Origin of the sequence: Marvinbryantia formatexigens DSM 14469 (assembly GCF_025148285.1) — a bacterium.
In the GTDB taxonomy this organism is placed as follows: Bacteria; Bacillota; Clostridia; order Lachnospirales; family Lachnospiraceae; genus Marvinbryantia; species Marvinbryantia formatexigens.
The window spans coordinates 1,600,001-1,618,951 of the sequence record NZ_CP102268.1 but is presented as its reverse complement, the minus strand read 5'-3'; the positions used below and the strand labels follow the sequence as shown (position 1 = coordinate 1,618,951).

Here is an 18,951-nt window from a genome sequence, read left to right as displayed (position 1 = left end):
TCACAATCCTGGCATCATGTAATATCAGCATTATCATAGTGTCCCCGCTGTGCAAAGTCAAGGTTTAGTTTTCGGCAAAGGTATATTCTGGCAAACGCATGGGCCTTATTAAGCCAGCGCGGGATTGAGTTTTTTCCGGCGCAGGAAGAAAAAGGACACCACGAAGGCGAGCACCTCTGCGACCGTGATTGCCCACCAGATACCGTCCAGCCCCAGGAAAATTGGCAGAATCAGGACGGAGAGCGTCTGGAAGACGAGGGTACGCGAGAAGGAGATAATCGCGGAGACGACCCCGTTGTTCAGCGCGGTAAAATATGAAGAAGTAAAAATATTCAGCCCTGCCAGGATGAAGGAGTATGAAAAAACGGAAAAAGCATGGCGTGTCATTTCCAGAAGCTCCTGGTCGTATCCGACGAAGATAGCTGCCAGTGGGGCGGCGAGGATTTTGGCAGCCAGCATCATGCAGATACCGGCAGCGGCCATCAGCAGAAAGCTTTTGCGGAGCATATTTTTCAGCTCCCCGCGGTTTCCGGCGCCGTAATGATATCCGATAATGGGCGCGGTACCGATGGTGTATCCGATGAAAATGGCAATAAAAATAAACTGGATGTACATCAGAACCCCGTAAGCGGCGACGCCGTTTTCACCGGCAAAGCGCATTAGCTGGAAATTGTACAGCATACTTACCAGTGAGCCGGAGATATTTGACATCAGCTCGGAGGAGCCGTTTGCACAGGCTTTGCACAGGACGCGCGCTTCCAGCTTCGTTTTTGTGAGCCGGAGAAGGCTGCCGTTCGGGCGCAGGAAATAAAGCAGCGGCAAAAGCCCGCCGATGCACTGGCTGATGCCGGTGGCAAGCGCCGCCCCTGCAACGCCCCAGCGAAAGACGGCGATAAAAAGCGCGTCCAGAACCATATTTGTAACACCGGCAGCGACTGTGGCGAAAAGACCGAGCTTCGGCTTTTCTGCAGTCGTAAAAAAGGTCTGAAACACATTCTGCAGCATGTAGGCGGTATTAAAGAGCAGAACGACTCTGCCATATGTCACACAATCTTCCATCATGGCGTCAGTGGCGCCGAGCAGCCGGGAAATCGGCCGCATGAGAAGAATACCGATGACGGAGAGCGCAATGCCGCTGATTATTGTCAGCAGAATCATCATGGTAAAGTAGCGGTTTGCTTCCGTTTTATTTCCCTCACCCAGCGTTTTTGCCACGAGCGCGCTGCCGCCTGTACCAATCATAAAACCAAAGCCGCCGAGAATCATAATAAACGGCATGACAAGGTTGATTGCCGCGAAAGGAACCTTTCCGACAAAATTAGAAACGAACAATCCGTCAACCACGCCGTAGATGGAAGTGAAAACCATCATAATGATTGGCGCAGTGCAGAACCGCAGCAGCTTTTTGTAGGTAAAATGGTCGGATAACTGTATTGCCATCGCTATAGCTCCTCCTTTTGGAAAGTCATATTTTGTTTCAGAATATCTGTGTATTTGCGGAAGAGGCGGATAAATTCCTCCTGTTCCTGTGCGGATAACCCAAGAAACGCGTCGTGCTCCGCCGCCAGCACCCGGTCTGCTGTCCGGGCGGCAAGGGTCTGGCCTTTCTGTGTGAGCGCAAGGCGCTTGCTGCGGCGGTCCGTCATTTCCTCCATGACGATTATTCCGTCTGCTTCCAGCTTTTTCAGAGCGGAGTTGACAGTCTGCTTTGGCAGATAAATCTGATTGCAGATATCACTCTGGGTCAGCGGCGTGCTGGCTTCCCGCAGAGAATACAGAATCCAGAAAGCGCAGTCGGAGAGACCGAAGGATTTTGCAGCGGTGCGGTAAATCTGGTCGCTTTCCCTGAAAATGCTGTTATATTGGGCAAGAATCTGCCATGCGTGGTTTTCTTCCATGATATCGTCCTCCTACGTGATTTGGGGCGTCCGGCAAAGGAGCCCGTCGGTTTTTCCGCGTTTCGCACTTTATGTTATCTCCGCAGGCAGGAAGCCAGGTGCCGTGCCTGCAGATGCGGATTTGATTTGCTGCCTGGTCTGTGATATTAAAAAAAGTCCGAAAGCGGATTAATATAGAATAATCCGCTTTCGGACTTTTGTCAAGAGAAGAATACGAAAAAACAGAACGGCAGGTGCTCTGCCGTTGCTGTTCAGGTCAGGAATTTGCATTCACTGCGGTTCAGCCATTTCTCCGCCAGATAGATCCAGTTCTGGCAGCTTTCCTCTATGCACTGGTGCTGCATGTTGTCGGTGAGGGCGCTTGCCAGGGAAAGACCGTGTCCGCCTTTTTCGTACAGATGGTATTCGATGGGGATACCCTGTTTCATATAGGCCTGTACAAGTACCAGAGAGTTTTCCGGCGGAACGGTGTCGTCCTGCATGGTGTTCCAGAGAAATGCGGGCGGCATCTGCGGATGTACCTGCTTATCAATAGAAACTTTTCTGAGCAGCTCTTCGTCCTGCCAGTCGTCTCCCAGCAGCTCCCGGATACTGCCCTCGTGGCGGATTGCCGGGTCGCTGGAGATAACAGGATAGCAGAGAAGGAGCCCGGCGGGGCGCAGCGTCTCTGTCCGGCAGCCGCTTTCCTGGCTGAGGAAGGCGCTGTTCCAGTAAGCGCCATAGCTGGCGGCGAGATGTCCGCCGGCGGAAAATCCCATCACAAAGATACTGTCGCTGTCAATCTGATACTCGTCTGCATGTTCGTACAGATAAGAAACGGCGAGCGCGGTTTCCTTCAGGGAAACCGGAAATCTGGCGGGAGCTACGGAATAGCGCAGAATAGCCGTGTGAAATCCCATCGCCATAAAGCGCAGAGCAATCGGTTCGCTCTCACGGTCGGACAGAAAATGATAACCGCCGCCCGGAAGAATCAGAATCAGCGGTCTTTTCCGGATAGGAATTTCCTCTGAATAATCCCAGAGATACAGGGTCAGACTGGCGTCCGGCAGAGAGCCTTCCGTCTGGATTGCAATTTTTTTATGTAACATAATGTGTCCTCCTGATAGAAAATATTTTTATTCTGAAAAATGCTGTTTTGTGATCTGGATAAATTTCTGTACGGTTCCGGAGCCGGGGCGGGAGCGGCAGAACAGTCCGAAAGACAGCTTCGGCGCGTTTTCCATTTGGACCTTTACCACCCGTTCGTCTTTTGTGACCGCCAGCTCCGGGAGAATGGCAATGCCCAGACGGGAGGCTGTCAATAAAACGGCGGCCTCTGCGGAATCGCAATAGTGGGAGCTGACCGGGCTTTTTTCTCTGGCAAACTGCCATTGCAGACTGGCGATGTCCGGGGAAAGATTCATTGGATTGCAGAAAATCAACGTTTCATTTTCCAGATCTGTTTTTGAGATACTTGTCTGCTTTGCCAGCGGATGGTCTTTCGGACAGACGCAGACCAGCTCGCTTTGCTTTAACTCCTGGAAGGTAAACTTTTTTGTGACTTCGGCGCCCATGCTCATATCAAAAAGAACATCCGCCGCTTCGGTTTCCAGCAGCTTTAACAGTTGGTTGTGGGGCACTGTGTACAGTCTGGGATGAAGGTTTGTGCAGCAGGCGGCGAGCTCCTGCAGAATAGCGGGGAGGAGGTCGAACATGGCAAAGCTGCTGCAGGCGATGGATATGCTGTCCATCTTATCATGTCCTGTGCTGCTGAAGCGATGGCGTGCCCGTTCCGCAATGGTGATGATATTTTTGGCGTCTTCAACAAATGCCTGTCCCTCTGCCGTTAATTCTACTATCCGAGTGGTACGGTGAAAGAGCTGCGCGCCGAGCTCGCTCTCCAGCGACCGGATCTGGTTGGTGATGGCTGGCTGGGAGATATTTACCTGCTTTGCAGCCTGGGCGAAGCTCAGGGTATTTGCTACCGCTAAAAAACAGGAAAGCTGAAAGGTGTTCAAAGCATTATCCCTCCGTTTTTGAATGGTTCTACGAAAAGAATACCATACAAATGGGTGTATTGCAACTTTGATTTATAACAAAAACTTATTGCATATAATAAATTAAGAATAATAATTTAGCACTCATCCATTGATTGTGCTGCTCGCCGGACTTATAATATTCTTCGGGGACAAAAGCCATGCCGGGAGATGAATTTTACAGAAAAACCGTATACGGAAACATAAACGGCGCGGGGCTTTTGCACCGGACATTTTTATATGCAAGGAGGAATTCTATATGGAAACAGTAACACAACATGAGAATCCGCTGGGAACAGAACGGATTGGACGTCTGATGCTCCAATATTCCATTCCCAGTGTGATTTCTCTCGTCGTGAATTCAATCTATAATATGGTTGACCAGGTTTTTATCGGACAGGGCGTGGGCTATCTGGGAAACGCCGGGACAAATATCATAAGCCCCATGACGACGATTCTGCTGGCTCTGACCGTAATGATGGGTGCAGGTGCGGCGACCTACATGAGCCTTCATCTGGGGAAAAAGGAACCGGAGAAAGCGGCTGTCGGAGTCTGTAATTCGATGACGGTCACGGTACTGATCGGTATCGTATGCGCCGTCCTGCTGGAAATATTTATGGAGCCCATGTGCCGTTTCTTTGGCTGTACAGATAATGTATTGCCGTATGCAACAGCATATGGACGCATTATTGTTCTGGGATTTCCGGTGGCAGCCATCGGCTGTGGCTTTGGTGATATTATCCGTGCCGACTGCCGTCCGAAACAGAGCATGGCAGGTCTGCTTATCGGCTGCGTGGCAAACCTGATTTTAGACCCGCTTTTTATTTTTGTGTTCCACTGGGGAGTGGAGGGCGCAGCCTGGGCTACGATTATCGGACAGCTCCTGACAGCGCTGTATTTTATCCGGTGTTGTTTTCATTTTACTACCATCCAGCTCAAAAAGAGTTATTTCAGACCGCAGTGGAAGGTTGTCCGCCGGGTAGCGACCCTGGGAATTTCCAACTTTATTACGCAGATTTCCAGTGTTATCGTCATGACGATAGTAAATAATCTGGTGCGCATTTATGGCGCTGCGTCGGAATTTGGTTCTGACATTCCGCTTGCTGTGCTGGGGATTATCGTAAAGATTAACGGGCTGGCGGCTTCCATTGTAATGGGTGTGTCAACCGGTGTCCAGCCTGTTATGAGCTATAACTACGGAGCTTCACAGTATGGGAGAGTCAAGAAGACATACAAAATCACTCTGGTTGTCAATACAATCATTTTGACAATAGCGCGTATTCTGTTCTCCCTGTTCCCGGAGGAAATCATCGGACTGTTCGGACAGGAATCGGAACTTTATGTGACCTTTGCTGTCAAATGCTTCGATATTTTCCTGCTTGCCATTCCTCTGGTGGGAATTTGCGTGGCAACCAGTATTTTCTTCCAGTCTGTCGGCAAGGCGGGCGTTGCGGCGATTCTCTCTCTGACACGGCAGGTACTGTACTTTGTTCCGGCTATGCTGATTCTTGCCCCGATTCTTGGGCTGGACGGTGTTCTGTGGGGAGCGGCTATCTCGGACACACTGGCGTGCGTTACGGCGGTCATTGTTGTTCTGGCACTCTGGAAGCGTATTTTTAAAGAAAGGAAATAGGGAAAAATATGATTATTACGATTGGACGGCAGTATGGAAGCGGCGGACGTGAGATTGGTGAAAAGCTGGCAAAACGGCTGGACTACGCATACTATGATACGATGATTCTGGAAAAGACCGCGAAGGAGAGCGGAATCTCCAGAGAGCTGATTATGCGGTATGACGAACAGCTCAGAGACAAGTGGATGGCGGGTCTGGCATCCGGAAGCGGAACGGGCAGCGCAGACCACCTGCCGCTCGCACTCAGGGTCGTACTGGCACAGTTTGAGGTAATCCGGAAGATTGGACAGTCCGGGTCAGCGGTTATCGTAGGGCGCTGTGCGGATTATGTTCTTCGTGAGCGGAAGGATGTGCTCTCTGTTTTTATTCATGCGGACAGGGAACGCAGGGCAGACCGCGTTTCCGCGCGGAATCAAATCAGCCTGGAGGAGGCTAAGAAAAGAATTAAGAATACCGATAAGCACCGGGCGGCTTATTATAACTGCTATACCGAAAAAATATGGGGGAGTGCTGAGAGCTATCACCTCTGTATTGACAGCGGAAGATTTGGAATCGATGGTGCCGTTGATTATCTGGAGACATGTATCCGGCAGCTTCGGCAGGTGTAGCCGCAGCTAAGAAAAAAACTGTCTTGACGAGGGTATTGGTTTTGTGCTAGATTTGTTATTAGGAAAACGCAAAGACGAAGAGAGTACATGTATCTGCTGTATTACAGAGAAATTCCATGTGCGCCGTATCCGGGAAGACTTCCGGCGGCGCCGGACGCTGAGAGGAATGTGCAGGGGTAGGTGGAAAATGGCTTCTGAGTGGTGCACCGAACTGTGAAATAAGAGGGGCGAAAAATACCTCGCCAAGTGCCAGAGCAGGGAAACACCGCGGACACTAGGCTCGAAAGGACCTCACCAAGTGTCCGGGTGTGCGTTCGCACTAGGCTCGAAAATACCTCGCCAAGTGCCAGAGCAGGGAAACACCGCGGACACTAGGTTCGAAAGGACCTCACCAAGTGTCCGGGTGTGCGTTCGCACTAGGCTCGAAAATACCTCGCCAAGTGCTCACAGCAAGGCTGCAACGGGAACCGCCTGTTATAGCGGCAGGGTGTGTACGCACCTGATGAGGTCTGCACTGCGAGGTGCGGACGAAGTGAAGTGGTAACACGGGTGAACAGCCTGTCTTCTCAGAATAGGGAAGATGGGCTTTTTTGTCTTTGCGGAAGGAGAAAGGAGATATTATGGAAAAGAAAAAATTTTATATGACAACGGCGATTGCCTACACATCGGGCAAACCGCACATCGGCAATACCTATGAGATTATCCTGGCGGACGCCATTGCGCGTTTTAAGAGGGCGCAGGGCTATGATGTGTTTTTCCAGACAGGAACGGACGAGCACGGGCAGAAGATTGAGCTGAAGGCAGCCGAGGCAGGCGTTACGCCAAAGGAATATGTGGATAAGGTGGCAGGCGAGGTAAAGCGTATCTGGGATCTGGTGAATGCGTCCTATGATAAATTTATCCGCACTACGGACGACTACCACGAAAAGCAGGTGCAGAAGATTTTTAAGAAGCTGTACGAGCAGGGCGATATCTACAAAGGTTCCTATGAAGGAATGTACTGTACGCCGTGCGAATCCTTCTGGACGGAGTCGCAGCTTGTGGACGGCAAGTGTCCTGACTGCGGACGCGAGGTAAAACCGGCGAAGGAGGAAGCATACTTCTTCAGAATGAGTAAATATGCCGACCGTCTGATCGAGCATATTAACACACATCCGGAGTTTATCCAGCCGGTGTCCAGAAAAAATGAAATGATGAACAACTTCCTGCTTCCGGGCCTGCAGGACCTCTGTGTTTCCAGAACCTCCTTCAAATGGGGCATTCCGGTGGATTTTGATGATAAGCATGTGGTATACGTATGGCTGGATGCGCTCACCAACTACATCACGGGCATTGGCTATGACTGCGATGGTGAGAGCACGGAGCAGTTTAAGAAAAACTGGCCGGCGGATCTGCATCTGATCGGAAAGGACATCATCCGCTTCCACACGATTTACTGGCCGATTTTCTTGATGGCGCTGGATCTTCCGCTGCCGAAGCAGGTGTTCGGGCATCCGTGGCTGCTGCAGGGCGATGGCAAGATGAGCAAATCGAAAGGCAATGTGCTGTATGCGGATGAACTGGTGGACTTCTTTGGTGTGGATGCGGTGCGTTACTTTGTACTGCATGAGATGCCGTTTGACAACGACGGTGTGATCACCTGGGAGCTGCTGGTGGAGCGTCTGAATTCGGATCTTGCGAATACACTCGGCAACCTGGTGAACCGCACGATCTCTATGTCTAACAAATATTTTGGCGGCGTGGTTGCCGACAAGGGTGTGACGGAGCCGGTGGATGCGGAGCTGGAAGCAGTTGCGCTGGAGACGCCGAAGAAAGTGACGGAAAAGATGGAAAAGCTGCGCGTGGCGGACGCGATCAGCGATATCTTTGTGCTCTTCAAGCGCTGCAACAAATACATTGACGAGACGATGCCGTGGGCGCTGGCAAAGGATGAGACGAAGCAGGACCGCCTGGCAACCGTGCTTTACAATCTGGTAGAGTGCATTTCCATCGGAGCAGAGCTGCTGGAGCCGTTTATGCCGGATACAGCAGAGAAGGTGCTCGCCCAGCTTAACGCACAGAAGAGAGGCATGGAGGCAATGGAGCAGTACGGGCTTTACAAATCCGGCACAAAGGTGACGGAGAAGCCGGAGATCCTGTTCGCGCGTCTGGATATCAACGAAGTGATGAAAAAGGTAGAAGAGCTTCATCCGCCGGTTGCGGAGCAGGCAGAAGAACCGGTGAAGGAAGAAACAGTAATCGACATCGAGCCGAAGGAAGAGATTACCTTTGAGGAATTCGGAAAAATGCAGTTCCAGGTGGGTGAGATTATTGCCTGCGAAGCCGTGAAAAAATCGAAAAAGCTTTTGTGCAGCCAGGTGAAGATCGGCAGCCAGGTAAAGCAGATCGTGTCCGGCATCAAGGCGCACTACAGCCCTGAGGAAATGGTCGGCAAAAAGGTGATGGTTCTGGTGAACTTAAAACCTGCGAAGCTGGCGGGCGTGCTCTCAGAGGGAATGCTGCTCTGCGCGGAGGATGAAAACGGAGAGCTGGCACTGATGGTACCGGAAAAAGAAATGCCGTCGGGCGCGGAAATCTGCTGAAAATATTGGCAATTTGTTTATTGCAATTTATGCCATGCGGCAGTATAATGCCATTCGATGAGGTGCATTTATGATAAAGGCGGATGCCTGATACGGCGACCTCAAATAATTTATATAAAAGAAAGTGCTAAATCATGTTCTCGGCAAAAAAGATTGACATGACAGAAGGACCTGTCATGAAACTGATTTTTTTGTTCGCACTTCCGATGTGCGTGGGAAATATTCTGCAGCAGCTTTACAATACGGTAGATACGTTTGTGATTGGAAATTATTGCAGCTCCGTATCGCTTGCTGCGGTGGGCACCAGTTCACAGCCGGTGGAAATCCTGTTGTGTGTCTTTGTGGGACTGGGAAACGGGGTTTCTATTCTGGCGGCCCAGCACACAGGGAACGGAAATATTGAGAATTTAAAAGAAGTGGTTTCCACAGCCGTGTCGTTTCTGTATCTTTGCGCCATTCCTGTTACGATTCTGGGATTGCTGGCGGGAGCGGATATTCTGAAGGTTATGCAGGTGCCGGAGAGCACCTGGGAGCTTTCTGTGCGCTATATGAGAATTATTTTTCTGGGGGTACTGGGAAATCTGGGTTATAATATGAATGCCGGAATCCTCAGAGGCCTGGGGGACAGCCGGTCTTCACTTTTATTTCTGGTTATCTCCTGTATCATTAATATTGTACTGGATTTTATTTTTGTAGCCGGACTTGGCATGGATGTGGCAGGAGCTGCTCTTGCCACCATCATTGCCATGTTTTCTTCCTGGCTGTTCAGCATTCTCTATATCCGGAAAAAATATCCGGAGCTTGCGTTTACTATCCTGCCCAGGCGGATGAAAAAAGAGATTCTGCTGGAAATTATACGGATCGGGCTGCCGCTGGGTCTGATTAATTCTATTTATTCTATTGGACATGTGCTGCTGCAATCCCTGATTAATATGCAGGGCGCCGCTTTTATGGCCGCCTGTGCCGTGGCAAGTAAGGTAACCAGCATTGCCAATGTAACGATTAATTCCTTCTCATCGGCCGCCACCACCTTTTCCGGACAGAATCTGGGCGCCGGAAAATATGTACGGCTTTGCAAAAGCAGTCTGAAGATACCGCTGGTTTCGGGGGCGTTCAGTTTTGCAGGGGGAATGATTGTCCTGTTTTTTGGACGGGAGATTCTGGGACTTTTTACCTCAGATGCTGAGGTCCTGGATATGGCACTCATCTATCTGCGGGTAACTTTGCCCTATTTCTGGGCGTATGCCATATTTAACGGATTTATCTGTTTCGCCAATGGTCTTGGAGAAGTGCGGTATCCGATGATTGTAAGCATCCTTGCACTGTGGGCGGTAAGGATTCCCTGCGCTCACCTTATTGCACGCTTCTTTGACGGAAGATACATGATGGCATGTTTTCCGGCAAGCTTCCTGTTTGGAATGTGCGCGATGCTTCTGTTCTTCAGAAGTAAGCGGTGGAAGGAAATCAAAAGGCTGGCGAAGGAAGAGCAGCAGGATACATAAGAAGACCGGGGAAATGTGGTATCCGGATATATAAGAAGACTGGAGAAAATGTAGTATCCGGATATATAAAAAAGAACCGGGGAAAAATTCAGCATCCTGAGATAACTGAATTTTTCCCCGGCTTTTTGCCATGCTGCAATAAAAATGTCCGGTGGACGTTTTTGTAAGCGGAGAGCAAGGGATTCGAACCCTCGGTGGGTATTAGCCACACGGCTTTTCGAGAGCCGCACCTTAAACCACTCGGACAACTCTCCATATGCGCTCCAATAAGTGGATGCAACGCTGATTATAGCAGAGTTTTTGTCATATGTCAAAGAAATTTCGCAAAGTCGTGACAAAAATTAATTGAGATAGATAAAAAAATGTAGTATAGTAAAAATATATATGACCACTATATAAGGGAAAGAGGGTAAGAATTATGTTACGAGTTGGATTATTGACGAGCGGCGGAGACTGCCAGGCGCTGAACGCGACCATGCGCGGCATTGTAAAGGGATTATCATCCAATGTGGAAGAGCTGGAGGTCTACGGCTTCCTCAATGGTTATAAAGGTCTTATTTACGGTGATTACCGCCTGCTGACAGCACAGGATTTTTCCGGTATCCTGACAAAGGGCGGCACGATTATCGGTTCGTCCAGACAGCCGTTTAAAATGATGCGTGTACCGGACGAAAAGGGTCTGGACAAGGTAGAGGCGATGAAACAGAATTACTACAAGCTGCGCCTGGACTGCCTGGTAATTCTCGGCGGAAACGGTACGCAGAAGACGGCGAACCTGCTCCGCGAGGAAGGGCTGAATATCATTCATATGCCGAAGACCATCGATAACGATATCTATGGAACGGATATGACCTTCGGTTTTTACAGTGCGGTAAATATTGCCACGGAGGCTATCGACTGCATCCACACGACGGCTTCTTCTCACAACCGTGTATTTATCGTGGAAATTATGGGACATAAGGTGGGACAGCTCTGTCTGTACGCTGGCATTGCAGGCGGCGCAGATATCATTCTGATTCCGGAAATCCCTTACGATATCGACAAGGTAATCGAGGCGATCGACCACAGAACGAAGCAGGGCAAGGGCTTTACCGTCATTGCGGTTGCGGAAGGCGCCATTTCCAAGGAAAAGGCGGCGATGGGCAAGAAAGAGCTGAAGGAATACATGAAGGATAACAAGCACCCGGCGGTTTCCTACGAAATCGCGGCGGAGATTGAGGAACGCTCCGGCACAGAGGTGCGCGTGACGGTTCCGGGACATACCCAGCGCGGCGGCAGTCCGTGTCCGTATGACCGTGTGCTCTCCACGAGACTGGGCGCGGCGTGCGCAAAGGCAATCCTGAACGGCGATTACGGCTATATGATTGGTATTGTCAACGGCAAAACGAAAAAGGTGCCGCTCGGAGAAGTGGCGGGCAAGCTGAAAACCGTCTCTCCGGACGACCAGATCGTAAAAGAAGCAAAATTAATCGGTATCAGTTTTGGTGACTAGGAGTAGATTGCATGTCATACACTGCATTATACCGCAAATTCCGTCCTGACACCTTCGCGGATGTGAAGGGGCAGGACGCAGTTGTGCAGACACTGAAAAATCAGATAAAATCAGGACGCGTCGGACATGCCTACCTGTTCTGCGGAACAAGGGGCACCGGAAAAACCACCATTGCCAAAATCATGGCGAAGGCGGTAAACTGTGAACACCCGGTGGACGGCAGTCCGTGCAACGAGTGTGCGACCTGCCGCGCGATAGCGGCGGGGAGCTCGCTGAATGTCATAGAAATTGACGCGGCGTCCAACAACGGCGTGGATAATATCCGCGAGATCCGCGAGGAGGTTTCTTATTCGCCGACGGAGGGACGCTATAAGGTTTATATTATTGATGAAGTTCATATGCTTTCCATCGGCGCATTTAATGCGCTTTTAAAAACGTTGGAGGAACCGCCCTCCTACGTTATTTTTATTCTTGCGACCACGGAGGCGAATAAGCTCCCGGTGACGATCCTTTCCCGGTGCCAGCGCTACGACTTTAAGCGTATTCCGGTGGCGACCATTGAGGAACGTCTGCAGGAGCTTCTTGCGGCGGAAAAACTGGAGGCGGAGGACAAGGCGGTGCGCTACATTGCCCGCAAGGCGGACGGTGCGCTGCGCGACGCGTTAAGTCTTCTGGACCAGTGTATTGCCTTTTTTCCGGGGCAGAAGCTTACCTATGAGCAGACGCTGGATGTGCTTGGAGCGGTGGACACGGAGGTGTTCAGCCGTATCCTGCGCAAGGTATTAAAACAGGATGTGCGCGGACTGATGGAAGAGCTGGAGGAGCTGGTCATGCAGGGACGCGAGCTGGGGCAGTTTGTCACTGACTTTACCTGGTACCTGCGCAATCTTCTGCTGCTGAAATCCTCAGACGATATGGAAGAGGTGCTGGATGTTTCCGCGGAAAATCTAAAGCTTCTGCAGGAAGAGGCGGGCATGGTCCGGGAGGATACGCTGATGCGCTACATCCGTATTTTTTCTGAGCTGTCCAACCGTATGCGCTATGAATCGTCAAAGCGGATCGTGCTGGAGGTGGCGCTGATCAAGCTTTGCCGTCCGCAGATGGAGACGGATTATACGTCTATTCTGGAACGCGTCCGCAATCTGGAGCGGCAGCTTGCGGAGGGCGTGGTAATTACGCAGCAGGCAGGCGGCGACGCGGGCGGCCACATAAGCGCTCCCGCAAAGGCGGATTCCCCGCTTCCGGAGGAGATGCCCCAAAAGGCGGCGCCGGAGGATGTGCAGAGAGTGGTATCCATGTGGAAGAGCATTGCCGGCGAGGCGGGCGGAAGATTTGGCATGGTGCTGCAGACGAAGGCGGAGCCGCGCTACGACCCGTCGGAGGATAAAAGCTGCCTGTACGTTGTGTTCCAGGATTTCCAGGGCGAAAAGTATATCCACGACGCGGAGAAAAAAACGCTGCTTGAGAATATTATTGAATCAAAGATCGGCAAAAAGATGGAAATAAAAATGGTTCTGGCGGACGATATGAAAAATGGCAGCCAGAAGCTTTATGCTGTGTCCGTGGATGAAAAACTGCGGGAAAAGATTCATAATATAGAAATTGAGGTAGACGATTCCCCTGTAGATGTGTTTTAATAGTACCTGGTGAATTGACGGCACCGGAGGGGCGGGGAACGTCGTATTTTTAGTAAATGGATAAGATAACGGATATAGGAAGAAGGAGGACATAAGTATGGCGAAACGCGGAGGCTTTCCGGGCGGAATGCCCGGTAATATGAACAATCTGATGAAGCAGGCGCAGAAGATGCAGAAGCAGATGGAGGAGAACCAGAAGGCGCTGGAGGAGAAGGAATTTACAGCGGCGGCAGGCGGCGGCGCTGTGGAGGTGACGATTTCCGGCAAACGTGAAGTCTTGAAGGTCAGCCTGAAGGAAGAGGTGGTCGATCCGGACGATATCGAGATGCTGGAGGACCTGATCATGGCGGCGACGAATGAGGCGCTGCGCAAGGTGGAAGAGGAATCCAGTGCGGTTATGTCGAAGCTGACCGGTGGTCTGGGCGGAGGCTTTTCGTTCTGATGGAATATTACAGCAGACAGATCAGCCGCCTGATTGAAGAGTTTTCCAAGCTTCCCGGAATCGGCGCAAAGTCTGCGCAGCGCATGGCGTTTCATATCATCAATCGTCCAGAGGAGGAGGTAAAGGCTCTTGCACAGGCGATTCTGGACGCCAAAGAAAACGTCCGTTACTGTAAGCAGTGCTTTACGCTGACGGACAGCGAGCTCTGTCCCATCTGCAGCAATCCGAAACGGGATGCAAAGACGATTATGGTTGTGGAGAACACCAGAGATCTGGCGGCGTATGAAAAAACCGGAAAATATGAGGGCGTGTACCATGTACTGCACGGCGCAATCTCCCCGATGCTGGGAATCGGACCGAACGACATCCGCCTGAAGGAGCTCATGCAGCGCCTGCAGGGCGACGTCAATGAAGTCATTATTGCGACCAATTCCAGCCTGGAGGGCGAGACGACCGCCATGTACATCAGTAAGCTGATAAAACCGACCGGCATAAAGGTGACGCGGATTGCAAGCGGCGTCCCCGTGGGCGGCGACCTGGAATATATCGACCAGGTCACGCTTCTGCGCGCGCTGGAGGGCAGGACGGAGCTGTAGTTCCTGCATCGACCCGGTCAGGCAGACTACAGGTCGCCTTCTGCGAGAGCTTTTGTTGCTGATGTTGCAAAAATTGCGCACTTCATAAAAAATATAAACTTACGGCGTCAAAGTCATGTACTTTTGGCGCCGTTTATGGTACACTAAGGATATTAAATCAATACAGGAGGACAACATGAACAAGTTAGAGTTACAAAAGACTGCTAACGAAATCCGTAAAGGCATCGTTACGGCAGTTCACAGTGCAAAAGCAGGGCATCCGGGCGGTTCCCTGTCTGCAGCAGAGGTGTTTACATATCTTTATTTTGAAGAAATGAACATCGACCCGAAGGACCCGAAAAAACCGGACCGCGACCGTTTCGTTCTCTCAAAGGGACACACGGCTCCGGGGCTTTATTCCGCGCTGGCGCACAGAGGCTATTTCCCGGTGGAGGATCTGAAAACGCTGCGTAAGCTGGGCTCCTACCTGCAGGGGCATCCGAGTATGCAGTACATTCCGGGCGTAGATATGTCCAGCGGTTCTCTCGGACAGGGCATTTCCGCGGCATGCGGCATGGCGCTTTCCGCAAAGATGAGCAATGAGGACTACCGCGTATATACGCTGCTCGGCGACGGTGAGATCCAGGAAGGACAGGTCTGGGAGGCGGCGATGTTTGCCGGTGCCAGAAAGCTGGACAACCTGGTAGTTATCGTAGATAACAACGGTCTGCAGATCGACGGCAGAATCGAGGATGTATGTAATCCGTACCCGATTGACAAAAAATTCGAAGCGTTCAATTTCCACGTTATCAACGTGGCGGACGGCAACGATTTCGACCAGTTAAAAGCGGCGTTCGACGAGGCGAGGGCCACAAAGGGTATGCCGACGGCAATCGTTATGAAGACCGTAAAAGGAAAAGGCGTATCCTTCATGGAAAATCAGGTATCCTGGCACGGCACGGCTCCGAACGACGAGCAGTACGCGATTGCTATGGCAGACTTAGAAAAGGCAGGTGAAGCATTATGTCAGATGTAAAGAAGATTGCAACCAGAGAAAGCTACGGCAACGCGCTCGTAGAGGTGGGAAAGGAAAATCCGAACGTAGTCGTTCTGGACGCTGACCTTGCGGCAGCTACCAAGACAGGTACCTTTAAGAAAGTATTCCCGGAGCGTCACATTGACTGCGGTATCGCAGAGTGCAACATGACAGGCGTGGCGGCAGGTCTTGCAACCACCGGAAAGATTCCGTTTATCAGCTCTTTCGCAATGTTTGCAGCAGGACGTAACTTTGAGCAGGTGCGCAATTCCATCGGTTATCCGCATCTGAATGTAAAGATCGGTGCAACTCACGCCGGCATTTCTGTGGGCGAGGACGGCGCGAGCCATCAGTGCAACGAGGATATTGCTCTTATGAGAACGATTCCGGGCATGGTTGTCGTATGCCCGTCTGATGATGTGGAAGCAAAGGCAGCCGTAAAGGCGGCGGTAGAGCATGAGGGACCGGTATATCTGCGTTTCGGACGTCTGGCAGTTCCGGTAATCAACGACCGCCCGGACTATAAATTTGAGCTTGGAAAGGGCGTTGTGCTCCGCGAGGGCAAGGACCTCACCATCGTTGCGACCGGTCTTCCGGTAGCTGAGTGCCTGGCAGCAGCGGACATGCTGGCGAAAGACGGCATCGACGCAAAGGTTATCAACATCCACACCATCAAACCGCTGGACGAGGAGCTGATCATCGCGGCGGCAAAGGAAACCGGCAAAGTAGTGACCGTGGAGGAGCACTCCGTTATCGGCGGTCTTGGCAGCGCTGTATGCGACTGCCTGTGCGCAAATGCGCCGACGAAGGTCCTGAAAATCGGCATGAATGATAAATTCGGCGAGTCCGGTGCGGCAGTTGCCCTGCTTCATAAATACGGACTGGATGCGGAAGGCATCTACAACAAGATTAAAGAATGGGCGTAACCGCCAGCAGAATCCCCTGGAAAATGCACTCCGCCAGTGACATCACAGTGGACAGGCGCGTTGTCTGGAGGATTAACTGTGAAAATTCGCCGGTGGTATTGATGATGCCGGTGATGGCGATGTCGCCGACCTCCATCAGCTTTTTATCCACACCGGAGCCGGGGCAGAGACTGCCGTGGGATACGGTGATATAATGCTGGTGGCGTCTTGCGCCCAGCGAGGCGTCGACGGCGATGACCGGACTGCCCGGATGAAAATATTTTACAGAACGCATAGCGTCCTTCAGATTCAGGGCATGAATCGGGAAATCCAGTGTTCCATAGACGGGCAGTGTAAAATTATCGGCGTACTGCAGCCTTGTGCCCACCAGCGGGCCGAGGCTGTCGCCAGTCACGCGGTCGCTCCCGATACAGACGAAAACCGGCGGAACTCCCGGCGGGCAAACAACAGAAATCAACTGTCCCAGCTGCGCAGCAAGCAGCTCCGGGGCAGTTTTTTCTTTTCCGTTAATGTAATGAACCTTCGAAGAAATTGTTTTCATAGCTCGTTATCCTTTTATTCCTGTAAATTAATGTATTGCGCAGCGGTCCCGTTTATTCCCGCGGGCAACGGGCCGGGTAGCCGCATTTGTGCGGGCATATGGCTCTTTTTTCAGTTACCATGCATACGACAAAACGCCCGGTGGACATTTTTTAGTCTGTCCCGCCGGACGGATTTTATACCGCTGTTTCCGGCGCATCATTTGTCGAAGAAATTGCCTGTCCGCGGTTTCTGTTTCGCTAAAATTTGCAAAAAATATGTGTTAGTCTGGTTCCAAAAAGGAGTGAGTATAAATATGCCAGAAATAAGCAAAGAATGGAAAATGCCGAAAAATATCCGGCAGATTGGCGATGGAGGCGGAGAGAGAAAGGTTTATGTGGAAGACTATGTGATAACCTTTCTGGAAAAAATTTCGGCGGAGGATGCACAGAAAAAAGCTGTGCTGCTGGGGGAGGTACACGAGCCGGAGCAGTATCCCTGCATTTTTGTGAGCGGCGCCATAGAGGCAGACAGCCTTTCTATGGATGAGGGGGAGAGAGGGGCGCTGCAGGAAAAAATACAGCGCTGCTTCGCCGGAAAAAGTGTTGTCGGCTGGTTTATGACGGCGGAGGAATCGCCGGTCTGCAAGGTGCCGGAAATGAAGGAAATCTTTCAGAAGGAATTTCCGGGCGAGGACCAGGTGCTGATTGTGCGGGACGCCCAGGAGGAGGAAACCTCTGTTTTCAGAATGGAGGGGGATGAACCGGTAATGCAGCCGGGTTTTTATATTTATTACGACAAAAATCCGGCGATGCAGGAGTACATGATTGCGCAGAGCGGCGGAAAATCAGTGGAAAAGGAGGAGCCGGTGAAAGATGACGCCATTAAGCGGTTCCGCAAAATCATTAAAGAAAAGAAAAAGATGCCGCAGATTGCCATTCCGGCAAAGGGACGGCTGGTTTATCTGACGGGAGGACTTCTGGTGGTGACAGTGCTGGCGCTCGGCGTCACGATGGTGTATAATTACGACAAAATGAAAGAGGTGGAACAGAACCTTGCGCGGCTTACGAGTAATGTAGACAGCCAGAGCAGCTATCTGGAGGAGGACGCGGAGGCGGCGCAGGTAATGTTACATATGGAGGATGATGCGGCGCTGCAGAACGGGATTTCTGCCGGGCGGCAGACGGAAGAGACAGAGGAAACAGAGCTGCTGACGGAGACGGTCACGCCGCAGACAGCAGGAAGCAGCGCGGAAGCAGAGGATTCCCCGGCGGCGCAGATCATGCAGGACAATAATGCGGTGCAGGAAGAGGGTATAACGCAGACAGAAGCACAGACGGAGAGCACAGAGGATGCGGACACGACGGTGCAGACGACGGCGGTTGCGCGGGCTTCCTACACCGTGAAGGCGGGCGATACGCTTGCCGGAATCAGCGAGATGTACTATGGAAGTCTGGATAAGGTGGCGGAAATCTGCACCCTGAATGGCATTGACGATGAAAACACGATTCTTCCGGGACAGAAAATTTTGCTTCCATAAACGGGAAAATCGTGTTACGATGGACGCATGGCACAGCAGCCATAAGACATAAAAGAAAGCGGGTAACAGGATGGCATGGCTGAACTGCTGCGAATGAAGAGCTTAAAACGGAGTACCGATTTATGTGGAATATAAAAAATATAAAATTTCCCCGTCCTTCTTTTGCGGGGAAATGGAAAGAAACCATAAAGAAGATAACAGAAAGAAAAAAAGAAAAAGCGCAGGCGGATATGCAGAGCGACGAGATGATGAGTCTCTCCGAAAAGCTGAGGCTGCACCGGGATAAGGTGCATCTGCGGACAGTGCTGCTGGCAGCGGTGGTGCTGCTGGTGGTAGGAGGGGCGTTTGTATACAGCCGCGTCAGAGTGTTCCGGCACTACCGCGTGCTCTCAAGTGTGGAGCGCTCTGACGATACTGCCACCAGCTATGTGCGCATCGGCAGCCGGACGCTCAAATGCAATCCAAACGGGGTGACGTGCGTCAACGATTCCGGCGACGTGCAGTGGAACGTCACCTTTACCCTGCAGAGTCCGGTTGTGGACGTCT

The 18,951-nt window shown here is 51.4% G+C and carries 17 protein-coding genes and 1 tRNA gene (1 of these 18 running past the window's edge); 12 read left to right on the top strand and 6 right to left on the bottom strand.

Annotated elements, in window-relative coordinates:
• Nucleotides 1-108: 108 nt before the first annotated feature.
• From NQ534_RS07920 to NQ534_RS07905, 4 genes are all read right to left on the bottom strand, one after another.
• A complete protein-coding gene (locus NQ534_RS07920; protein ID WP_006864387.1) occupies nt 109-1,440 on the bottom strand; it encodes an MATE family efflux transporter in 1,332 nt (443 codons plus the stop codon).
• Between the two features lie 2 nt (nt 1,441-1,442).
• A complete protein-coding gene (locus tag NQ534_RS07915) occupies nt 1,443-1,898 on the bottom strand; it encodes a MarR family winged helix-turn-helix transcriptional regulator (protein WP_006864389.1) in 456 nt (151 codons plus the stop codon).
• A 251-nt stretch (nt 1,899-2,149) separates the two neighbouring features.
• On the bottom strand, nt 2,150-2,986 hold the full coding sequence (locus tag NQ534_RS07910; protein ID WP_006864390.1) for an alpha/beta hydrolase: 837 nt from the start codon (nt 2,984-2,986) through the stop codon (nt 2,150-2,152).
• Nucleotides 2,987-3,013: 27 nt separating this feature from the next.
• Nucleotides 3,014-3,895, bottom strand: coding sequence for a LysR family transcriptional regulator (locus NQ534_RS07905; protein WP_006864391.1), 882 nt, complete (start codon nt 3,893-3,895; stop codon nt 3,014-3,016).
• 277 nt (nt 3,896-4,172) lie between these two features.
• Between NQ534_RS07905 and NQ534_RS07900 the strand changes: the two genes are divergently transcribed.
• From NQ534_RS07900 to NQ534_RS07885, 4 genes are all read left to right on the top strand, one after another.
• A complete protein-coding gene (locus NQ534_RS07900; RefSeq protein ID WP_006864392.1) occupies nt 4,173-5,546 on the top strand; it encodes an MATE family efflux transporter in 1,374 nt (457 codons plus the stop codon).
• A gap of 8 nt (nt 5,547-5,554) precedes the next feature.
• Nucleotides 5,555-6,154 (top strand): cytidylate kinase-like family protein, encoded by a 600-nt coding sequence (locus tag NQ534_RS07895; RefSeq protein WP_006864393.1) that lies wholly within the window; start codon nt 5,555-5,557, stop codon nt 6,152-6,154.
• A gap of 620 nt (nt 6,155-6,774) precedes the next feature.
• Nucleotides 6,775-8,736, top strand: a complete 1,962-nt coding sequence (gene metG, locus NQ534_RS07890; RefSeq protein WP_040785400.1) for a methionine--tRNA ligase — start codon at nt 6,775-6,777, stop codon at nt 8,734-8,736.
• Nucleotides 8,737-8,912: 176 nt separating this feature from the next.
• The gene (locus tag NQ534_RS07885) at nt 8,913-10,238 is read left to right on the top strand and encodes an MATE family efflux transporter (RefSeq protein WP_242655426.1); all 1,326 of its coding nucleotides are present in this window, start codon (nt 8,913-8,915) and stop codon (nt 10,236-10,238) included.
• A 168-nt stretch (nt 10,239-10,406) separates the two neighbouring features.
• Here the strand turns inward: NQ534_RS07885 and NQ534_RS07880 are convergent.
• A tRNA-Ser gene (locus tag NQ534_RS07880) sits at nt 10,407-10,492 on the bottom strand.
• Nucleotides 10,493-10,656: 164 nt separating this feature from the next.
• On the opposite strand from NQ534_RS07880, the gene NQ534_RS07875 reads away from it, so the two are divergent.
• The 6 genes from NQ534_RS07875 to NQ534_RS07850 all read left to right on the top strand — a co-directional run bounded on the left by NQ534_RS07875 (nt 10,657) and on the right by NQ534_RS07850 (nt 16,346).
• Nucleotides 10,657-11,730, top strand: a complete 1,074-nt coding sequence (locus tag NQ534_RS07875) for a 6-phosphofructokinase (RefSeq protein ID WP_006864397.1) — start codon at nt 10,657-10,659, stop codon at nt 11,728-11,730.
• Nucleotides 11,731-11,741: 11 nt separating this feature from the next.
• Entirely contained in the window at nt 11,742-13,367 is a 1,626-nt protein-coding gene (gene dnaX, locus NQ534_RS07870; protein WP_006864398.1) for a DNA polymerase III subunit gamma/tau, read from the top strand.
• 97 nt (nt 13,368-13,464) lie between these two features.
• Nucleotides 13,465-13,809, top strand: a complete 345-nt coding sequence (locus NQ534_RS07865; RefSeq protein WP_006864399.1) for a YbaB/EbfC family nucleoid-associated protein — start codon at nt 13,465-13,467, stop codon at nt 13,807-13,809.
• The gene (gene recR / locus NQ534_RS07860) at nt 13,809-14,405 is read left to right on the top strand and encodes a recombination mediator RecR (protein WP_006864400.1); all 597 of its coding nucleotides are present in this window, start codon (nt 13,809-13,811) and stop codon (nt 14,403-14,405) included. The genes NQ534_RS07865 and recR overlap by 1 nt, the downstream gene beginning before the upstream one ends.
• A 175-nt stretch (nt 14,406-14,580) precedes the next feature.
• A complete protein-coding gene (locus NQ534_RS07855; RefSeq protein ID WP_040785403.1) occupies nt 14,581-15,420 on the top strand; it encodes a transketolase in 840 nt (279 codons plus the stop codon).
• A complete protein-coding gene (locus NQ534_RS07850; protein WP_006864402.1) occupies nt 15,408-16,346 on the top strand; it encodes a transketolase family protein in 939 nt (312 codons plus the stop codon). Before NQ534_RS07855 ends, NQ534_RS07850 begins: the two co-directional genes overlap by 13 nt.
• Here the strand turns inward: NQ534_RS07850 and yyaC are convergent.
• Nucleotides 16,330-16,887, bottom strand: a complete 558-nt coding sequence (gene yyaC / locus NQ534_RS07845; protein WP_006864403.1) for a spore protease YyaC — start codon at nt 16,885-16,887, stop codon at nt 16,330-16,332. The genes NQ534_RS07850 and yyaC overlap by 17 nt on opposite strands.
• A gap of 294 nt (nt 16,888-17,181) precedes the next feature.
• Here yyaC and NQ534_RS07840 point away from each other — a divergent pair, with 294 nt between their 5' ends.
• Entirely contained in the window at nt 17,182-18,405 is a 1,224-nt protein-coding gene (locus NQ534_RS07840) for a LysM peptidoglycan-binding domain-containing protein (protein WP_040785405.1), read from the top strand.
• A gap of 122 nt (nt 18,406-18,527) precedes the next feature.
• Nucleotides 18,528-18,951 carry the beginning of a DUF5711 family protein gene (locus tag NQ534_RS07835; RefSeq protein WP_006864405.1) on the top strand. Its footprint extends 845 nt past the window's final position, so only the first 424 of its 1,269 coding nucleotides appear in the window; its start codon is at nt 18,528-18,530; its stop codon lies beyond the right edge, outside the window.

What these genes read in the sequence shown, in the direction of transcription:
- NQ534_RS07840 (WP_040785405.1), top strand. Translation starts at nt 17,182, where the DNA reads ATGCCAGAAATAAGCAAAGAATGGAAAATGCCGAAAAATATCCGGCAG.
- yyaC (WP_006864403.1), bottom strand. Translation starts at nt 16,887, where the DNA reads ATGAAAACAATTTCTTCGAAGGTTCATTACATTAACGGAAAAGAAAAA.
- NQ534_RS07920 (WP_006864387.1), bottom strand. Translation starts at nt 1,440, where the DNA reads ATGGCAATACAGTTATCCGACCATTTTACCTACAAAAAGCTGCTGCGG.
- metG (WP_040785400.1), top strand. Translation starts at nt 6,775, where the DNA reads ATGGAAAAGAAAAAATTTTATATGACAACGGCGATTGCCTACACATCG.
- NQ534_RS07895 (WP_006864393.1), top strand. Translation starts at nt 5,555, where the DNA reads ATGATTATTACGATTGGACGGCAGTATGGAAGCGGCGGACGTGAGATT.
- NQ534_RS07865 (WP_006864399.1), top strand. Translation starts at nt 13,465, where the DNA reads ATGGCGAAACGCGGAGGCTTTCCGGGCGGAATGCCCGGTAATATGAAC.
- recR (WP_006864400.1), top strand. Translation starts at nt 13,809, where the DNA reads ATGGAATATTACAGCAGACAGATCAGCCGCCTGATTGAAGAGTTTTCC.
- NQ534_RS07855 (WP_040785403.1), top strand. Translation starts at nt 14,581, where the DNA reads ATGAACAAGTTAGAGTTACAAAAGACTGCTAACGAAATCCGTAAAGGC.
- NQ534_RS07910 (WP_006864390.1), bottom strand. Translation starts at nt 2,986, where the DNA reads ATGTTACATAAAAAAATTGCAATCCAGACGGAAGGCTCTCTGCCGGAC.
- dnaX (WP_006864398.1), top strand. Translation starts at nt 11,742, where the DNA reads ATGTCATACACTGCATTATACCGCAAATTCCGTCCTGACACCTTCGCG.
- NQ534_RS07875 (WP_006864397.1), top strand. Translation starts at nt 10,657, where the DNA reads ATGTTACGAGTTGGATTATTGACGAGCGGCGGAGACTGCCAGGCGCTG.
- NQ534_RS07850 (WP_006864402.1), top strand. Translation starts at nt 15,408, where the DNA reads ATGTCAGATGTAAAGAAGATTGCAACCAGAGAAAGCTACGGCAACGCG.
- NQ534_RS07915 (WP_006864389.1), bottom strand. Translation starts at nt 1,898, where the DNA reads ATGGAAGAAAACCACGCATGGCAGATTCTTGCCCAATATAACAGCATT.
- NQ534_RS07900 (WP_006864392.1), top strand. Translation starts at nt 4,173, where the DNA reads ATGGAAACAGTAACACAACATGAGAATCCGCTGGGAACAGAACGGATT.
- NQ534_RS07885 (WP_242655426.1), top strand. Translation starts at nt 8,913, where the DNA reads ATGAAACTGATTTTTTTGTTCGCACTTCCGATGTGCGTGGGAAATATT.